Source organism: Cupriavidus sp. 01L46, assembly GCF_056399905.1.
In genome coordinates this window covers 21,694-29,035 of sequence record NZ_JBFTSF010000094.1, presented here as the reverse complement: position 1 = coordinate 29,035, position 7,342 = coordinate 21,694, and the positions used below count along the sequence as shown (strand labels likewise).

Annotated in this window: 4 protein-coding genes; 1 reads left to right on the top strand and 3 read right to left on the bottom strand. The window is 63.1% G+C overall.

Annotation, left to right across the window (positions count from 1 at the left end):
* Positions 1-468: 468 nt before the first annotated feature.
* The 3 genes from AC1DS3_RS18360 to AC1DS3_RS18350 are packed head-to-tail and all read right to left on the bottom strand — an operon-like array spanning position 469 to position 5,513.
* Positions 469-975 (bottom strand): acetone carboxylase subunit gamma, encoded by a 507-nt coding sequence (locus tag AC1DS3_RS18360; protein ID WP_441638882.1) that lies wholly within the window; start codon positions 973-975, stop codon positions 469-471.
* A gap of 57 nt (positions 976-1,032) precedes the next feature.
* Positions 1,033-3,357, bottom strand: a complete 2,325-nt coding sequence (locus AC1DS3_RS18355) for a hydantoinase B/oxoprolinase family protein (protein ID WP_441638880.1) — start codon at positions 3,355-3,357, stop codon at positions 1,033-1,035.
* Between the two features lie 11 nt (positions 3,358-3,368).
* Positions 3,369-5,513, bottom strand: coding sequence for a hydantoinase/oxoprolinase family protein (locus AC1DS3_RS18350; protein ID WP_441638878.1), 2,145 nt, complete (start codon positions 5,511-5,513; stop codon positions 3,369-3,371).
* Positions 5,514-5,901: 388 nt separating this feature from the next.
* On the opposite strand from AC1DS3_RS18350, the gene AC1DS3_RS18345 reads away from it, so the two are divergent.
* Positions 5,902-7,215 (top strand): hemolysin family protein, encoded by a 1,314-nt coding sequence (locus AC1DS3_RS18345; protein WP_477127655.1) that lies wholly within the window; start codon positions 5,902-5,904, stop codon positions 7,213-7,215.
* Positions 7,216-7,342: the final 127 nt, after the last annotated feature.

Genomic DNA, 7,342 nt, shown 5'->3' with positions numbered 1-7,342 from the left:
CCTCACCGCCATCGATCAGGTGCTCCCAGGCGGACATGATGCTTGCGTCATGATCGGGATGGGAAAACCAGTCCATCGGCGTACCGGCTTCTTGCATTCCGTGTCTCCTTGCGGGGGCCCGCCCGATGCGGGCTCAGATGGCCGGTTATCCGGCTCGATCTCTTGGGCTTGATCTCTTGTCTTGCGGCGTGCTTCGCGGGACTGGCGCCCGCTCTTTGCATCCTACTCCCGACGGTACCGCCAAAGCCAGCCGGGACTTGCCTACCCGCAAGTTCCAGGCCACGCGCCATGTGCCCGCCACGCGGGCCGCCCGGCCGCACGGGCGCCTGAGCAGCCCTCTCACCGACCGGCMGAAAATGAAACGGCCGTCCGAAAATCGAACGGCCGAAAGGCCCCTGCCAAGAGGAATGCACGATCCATCCCTGGCCCGCAAGTGCAGAAGCAATTACCTCGATGCCGAGATCGGCATCAGTCCGCGCGCTCCGGCAGAGGCAGCTTCACCCAGTCCGTATAGAACGCCTCGATATCTGGCTCGAAGTCGTGGATCACCGGATACCACGGCGTGGGGGCTTCCACGTCGTGCATGGTTCCGCACTTGGGGCAGTAGTATTCGCGGTACACCTGCCATTGCGTGTCCGGTGCCATCAGGTGCGGATAGACCTCGGCCATGGCTTCATCCGTGTCGCGCACGTAGACGTTGGCATGGAGCTTCCAGTTCTCCCGGTAGTCGCAGAAGACATGGCCGCAATCGCATTGCGTGACCCACTTTTTGCTCTTGGCTTGCTGCACGATAAACATGTGCGGGCTCAGCGGCAGCACGATGCGATCATCCCAATCGAGCTTTTTCTGCAGCGCCTGCACGTATAGCTGAAAGCGCGCGGCATCCTTGGGCATCGATAGCATGCGCAGGGTGGTGTCCCAGTCGAGCTTGCCGTCGACCAGGTTCTTGACCTGTTCACTGGTGTAGGTGGACATCTTGAATCCTCTCTGACGAATTGACTAATGTGTGCGTTCGTTGGCGCCGGCCGGGCCTCACTCTTCGACCAGCACCACCGTGTTGACGTCGGGCATCTTGGACAGGTCCATGCGGTACTTCGAGCCATAGGTCGGCACGTCCAGCTCGTCCTCGGTCAAGGTCCACGAGTCCGGCAGGCCCCAGAACGTGCGAAACTGCTGCTCGAACTTGTTCGACAGGCCAAAGCTGGTGGCAAACATGTGCCGCACCTGGATCGAGGCATGCTTGACCAGAATCCGCTCGCGCTCGCCCTTCATCCATTCCTGGACAGGCTGYGAGCGAGCCAGGCGCTGGTTGCGGATCTCGATGCGCAGCAACGCGGTCGCCTTGGCATCCACCTTCCATACCCCATTGCCGTCCTTGGTTGCGACTGCGCCATATACCTTCTGCGCATATTCCGGCAGCAGCAAGGCGTTGTTCAGGTCCCGCTCGATGGCCTCGGCCTCGCGGTCGAGCGGGTCGCCAAAGCCGGGGCCGCCACGCAGGTAGTTCAGGTACAGATCGTAGTTGTCGTAGCAGTCCTCGGTCGTCATGCACTGCTGGTCGCGCTTGACGACCGCGCCGGCGTTGAGGTGGTTCTCGTAGTCCGGCAGGTCCGGATTGGCATCGCCACCCAGCGGCAGGCTATCGCCGCCGGCGATGCGCTCCTTCAGGCCGGTCTTGTGGGCTTCGAAGCGGTAGCCGGTGGCGGCGGGATAGCCGCCCATCAGGCCCCAGTCGCTGTTCATGTAGCCGTTGCCCATGAAGAACATGGTCCAGTCTTGCGCTTTCCACACCATGCGCAGCGTCTCGAAGCCGCAGCCGCCCCGGTATTTTCCATAGCCGCCGGAATTGGCCTTGGCGTTGCGCCCCAGGTAAAGCAGGGGCTCGGCCATTTCCCATATCTCGATATCGCCCATATCGCCTTCCGGGTTCCAGATCGCCGCGGCATGGTTGAGACCGTCCTTGATGGCGCTGGCGCCGGTGCCGCACGACGAAGCCTCGAAGCTGTTGACCGCGTGGATCTCGCCGTCCTGGTTGATGCCGCCGCCCTGCAGCCAGTTGGAGGTGTTGGCGTTGCCGGCATTGACCTCTTCCAGGTAGCCGCGGCTGAAGTAGGCCTGCGACAATCCGCGCCACATCGCGCTCCAGCCCGAGACAAGGAAGTGCCAGGCGTAGGCATGGCCGGTGCGGCGATCGTCCGGATTCATCCAGGTGCCCTTGGGCAGATGGAATTCCGTGCCGAAGTAGGCACCATCGTTAATGCGCTGCGTGGGCACCAGCGTCTGCGTCATCATCACCCAGATGCCGCTGGTAAAGGCCACGTGGTGCGCATTGTAGGAATGCCAGCCCCAGCGGCTCGCACCTTCGAAATCCAGGCGCCACGAACCATCCTTGCGGATTTCCATTTCCACCGGCGAATGCATGATCGAATCGAGCTTGGCGAAGGCCGACGAGGTCTGCACATCCGGGTGGTTGTACGGCACGTCGACAAACGCCACCTTGCGGTACTTGCCCGGCAGCGTCATCGCCTTGATGCGCGTCTGCAGGCCGCGGCGCCCTTCCTCGATCACCTCGTAGGAGAATTCTTCGTAGGCTTCCAGCCCTTCGTCCTCGATCACTTCCTCGATGAGGTCGCGGATCATGTGGCAGCCGGCGATGCGGGTTCGTTCGTCGAGAATCCAGTACTTCGGCGTGCGTACCGAACGCTGGCTTTCATGCAGCCAGTCGCGCAGCGGGGTGTCGTTCACCCCGGTCTTGCGGCAGGTGATCATGTAGCCGTCGCCGAAGCGCTGCACCTGCCCGGTGGACATCGATCCGGGCGTCACCGCGCCGGTGTCGATCACGTGTGTCACGCCGCCCACCCAGCCCACCAGCTTGCCATGCGCGAAAATCGGCACGATGGTGGCGATATCGCAGGGATGGACATTACCGATCGCGCAATCATTGTTGGTGAACATGTCCCCGGGATGGATGCCGGGATTGGTCTCCCAGTCGTTCTCGATCATGTACTTGATCGCGGCCCCCATCGTGCCGACGTGGATGATGATCCCGGTCGAGGTCAGCACGCAATCACCGGCGGCGTTGTAGAGCGTGAAGCACAGTTCGCCCTCCTGCTCGACGATCGGGCTGGCGGCGATCTTCTTGGCGGTTTCGCGCGCATGGACCAGGCCGCCGCGCAGCTTGGAGAAGAGCTTTTCGTAGCGGATCGGGTCACGCTCGCGAAATGCGAGGCGCGTGAGCCCGTTGTAATGGCCGGTCTCGGCAGTGCGTTCGAGGATGGCGTCGCGGAACTGCTTGAGCGTCTCGCCAGTCTTGAGCAGGTCGGCGAGCCCGACTTCCTTGCTGGACATCATGTTCATGGCGTGTCTCCTTACTTCACTTCTTTAAGGTGGAAGAGGTGATGCTTGTCGAGCGTGGTGGCAAAGCCCTCGGGAACGACGAAGGTGGTGGCGTCCGACTCGATGATGGCCGGCCCGGTGATGGTGTTGCCGGGCAGCAGCGCTTCCATCTTCCACAGCACTGCGTCGTGCCACTGCTTCTGGCGATACAGCGGACGCGTTCCCAGCCGTGCTTGCGCGGGCGGCTTCGGCCCGCCTTCCGGGTCTTCCGGCAGCACCGGCTTCTGGGTAATCACCATGCCGCGCACGATGGCGCCAGTAACGGAGAAACCCAGCTCGGGCGAGCGCGCCGAACTGGCGTACACGCGGCCGTAGGTTTCCTCGAAGGCATCGACGATCTGGTCCCAATCGCCCGCTGTGGCGGCATTGACGATCGGGGAGCTGATTTCCAGGTCGTTAAGCTGGCCCATGTATTGCATGCGGTAGCCGGGCCGCAGGATGACGTCTTCTGCCTTGAAGCCGTTGATCTTGAACTCCTCGATCACCTTGGCGGCCAAGTCCGACCACGCCTTCTGGATGGTTTGGGCCGCCCGGGCCTTGTCCTCCTGCGCAGCATCCTGTGGCAGCGCCAGGTCAACGCTCTTGTCATAGCGGTACTCGAAGTCCGCGCAAGCACAGCCGAACGCCGAGAAGCCCGCCGCCCAAGCCGGCACGATCACATCCTTGAAGCCCAGCCCTTCGGTGTAGCCATAGGTATGGACAGGCCCGGCCCCACCGTAGGAGAAGCAGACGAACTCGGTCGGGTTATAGCCCTTGGCGCTTACGTTAGAACGCAGGTACTCGCGCAATTGCAGGTCGAGCAGCTCGATCACGCCGGCCGCGGCGTCTTCTACCGACAAACCCAGCGGCTCGGCGATCTGCGCCTTGATATGCTGGCGCGCCCGATCGACATCCAGCTTGATGGCGCCGCCAAGGAAATTGTCGGGATTGAGGTAGCCCAGCACCACATGGCAATCCGAGACCGACACCGTGTCCAGCCCGCTTTCCGGCCAGCAGGTGCCAACCCGATAACCCGCGCTGTCCGGGCCGAGCTTGATGGCGCCGCTATAGGGGTCGAGCCGCACGAAGCTGCCGGCGCCTGCGCCCACCGAGTCCATCGTCACCAGCGGCAAGGACAGCACCAGCCGCGCCATGTCGGGATCGGCGGCGATGGCGAAGTTGCCCTTGGTGATGAGCGCCATGTCGAACGAGGTGCCGCCGATGTCGGAACAGGCGATATTGTCGTAGCCCAGGGTTTCGCCCAGCAACTTGGAGCCGATCACGCCGCCGATCGGTCCGGAGACGATGGTGCGCGCCAGTTCCTTGGCCTTCCAACTGATGGTGCCACCGTGGGTGGCCATCACCCGCAGGTCGAACTTGGCACCGTGCTTCCTGAAACGGTCGCTGACCTTTTTCAGCGTCTGCCGCGAGGGCTCGGCCGCGTATGCCTCCAGCACCGTGGTGTTCATCCGGTGGCTTTCCTTGCGCTGCGGGTAATAGTCCACCGAGGCGAACACCGGGATATCGGCGCCGAGCTTTTTGAGCTCGTCACGCGTGATATCTCGCGCCTGCTGCTCGCTGTTGCCGTTCTTGTGCGATTGCAGGAAGCAGATCACGACGGCCTTGGACCCCGCCGCCACCAATTCACGTGTCGCCTGACGCACTTCATTTTCGCGCAGCGGGATCACGATCTCTCCCTGCACGTCGGTGCGTTCGGTCACGCCGCGGGTACGCGACAGGGGCACCAGCGGTTCGTCGTAGCGATGCGTGTTGAGATGGATACGCTCCTCCAGCGCGTAGCCCAGGTAGCTCTGGATTGCCCGCCCCATCGAATGGACGTGCTCGAAGCCTTTGTTAACCATCAGGCCCACGTCCAGCCCCTTGCGCTGCACGACGCGGTTGAGCATCGCCGTGCCCGAGTACACGCAGGTCAGCAGTTCGGGGTACACGTCGTCGACCCCGCGCTGCCAGTGCGCAAGCGCGTCCTCCGAGGAGTTGAAGATGGCCAGGGATTCGTCTTCCGGGTTGCTTTGCGCCTTGCCGACGACGAACCGCCCGTCGCCGCGCACAAAGAAGGTGTCGGTCATCGTGCCGCCGGCGTCGATGCCCATCACCTGGACTTGTGATTGCACTTCCATACTTGTCTCCTTGCTTTGTCAGCGTTCACGGCGGCTGCCAGGCAGCGCCGTTGCCAAACTCACCGCATGGCACGGTGGTTCGGTGGCAGTAATGCAACGGCTGTGCCAACTGCTGGAGAAAAGTACTTTTTGTTTTATATCAATGGGATAGCGAATATTTCAGGTGAATGGCCGGAGCGGGAAGCGACTTGCACCGTCTCGAACGTCGTGTTTTCGAACGGGGGCGCCGTTCGGTTTTCATGCTGCGCCCAGGTGACGGCTCGGTCGGTGCAAAGTGCAGCAAGGGGGATGGGCACGGCAATCCCGGGAAGCCCGCAGCGGCCCTGACACACAGCAATGTTATGCTTTGGCCCTCGATAACTCCTGCGCGCACAGGGCGCGCACCCTGATGGAAATTGCCATATTACTGGCGCTGATCCTGATCAACGGCCTGTTCGCGATGTCCGAAATCGCCTTGATGACAGCCCGCAAGGCCCGCTTGCAGCGGCGCATCGAAGAAGGCGACCGCGGCGCGATCGAAGCGATCAAGCTGGGCGAGGATCCCACCCGATTTCTGTCTACCGTCCAGATCGGCATCACCTCCATTGGCGTGCTAAACGGCGTCGTTGGCGAATCCACCCTGGCGCAGCCGCTCGGCGCCTGGCTCCAGGGCTTTGGCATTCAGGCCTCGACCGCCGGCTGGGTGGCAACCACCATTGTGGTGGCCRGCCTGACCTATTTCTCCATCGTGCTGGGCGAACTGGTGCCCAAGCGCCTTGGCCAGATGGCCCCCGAAACCATCGCGCGCCTGGTCTCGCGCCCGATTTCCTTCCTCGCGCTGGCCTCCACCCCGTTCGTCAAGCTGCTATCCAGCTCAACCCGGCTGGTGCTGCGCATGCTTGGCGTGAAAAGCGGCCGCGGCCCGGCGGTGACCGAAGAAGAGATCCATGCCCTCCTGGTGGAAGGCTCGGAAGCCGGTGTCATCGAGCAGCACGAGCACACCATGGTGCGTAATGTGTTTCGCCTGGATGACCGCCAGCTCACCTCGCTGATGGTGCCGCGCGGCGATGTGGTCTGCCTGGACGTGGAAGTCCCGCTGGAAGAAAACCTGCGCCGCATCGAGGAGTCCGATCACTCACGCTTCCCGGTGGTGCGCGGCGGCATGCACGACATGCTGGGCGTGGTCAGCGCCCGCCAGTTGCTGGCGCGCCGCCTGCGCGGCGAGCCTACCGACCTCGCCGCCGTGGCCCAGGCTCCGGTRTTCGTGCCGGAAAGCGTGACCGGCATGGAACTGCTGGAGAATTTCCGCGTTTCCGGCGGCCAGATTGCCTTTGTCATCGACGAATACGGCGAGGTGCTAGGCCTGGTGACGCTGCAGGACCTGATCGAGGCCATTACCGGCGAATTCAAGCAGGATGGCGTCGGCGAGGAATGGGCCGTACAGCGCGAGGACGGTTCCTGGCTGCTCGATGGCCTCATTCCCATCCCCGAACTGAAAGACCGCATTGGCCTGCGCCAGGTGCCGGAAGAGGACAAGGAGCGTTACCACACGCTGTCCGGCATGCTGCTGTTGCTGTTGGGCCGCCTTCCGCAGACCACCGACACCGTGCGCTGGGGCGACTGGAAGTTCGAGATCGTGGACATGGACGGCAAGCGCATCGACAAGGTACTGGCGTCGCGCGTGCTGCCCGACGACGGCGCCGACGCCGAGACCACCGGCTGACCGCCATACCCGCCTGCCGCCGGAACCTGATCTCCGTCAAGCCCCGGCGAATCCGCACTATCCCTGTGTCCACCACGCTTCGGGCGGCGCCTGCTCTACCGTATGATCGTCACTGTGCCGCGCCATC

Coding starts and splice junctions, on each gene's coding strand:
- AC1DS3_RS18360 (WP_441638882.1), bottom strand. CDS start 975: ATGTCCACCTACACCAGTGAACAGGTCAAGAACCTGGTCGACGGCAAG.
- AC1DS3_RS18350 (WP_441638878.1), bottom strand. CDS start 5,513: ATGGAAGTGCAATCACAAGTCCAGGTGATGGGCATCGACGCCGGCGGC.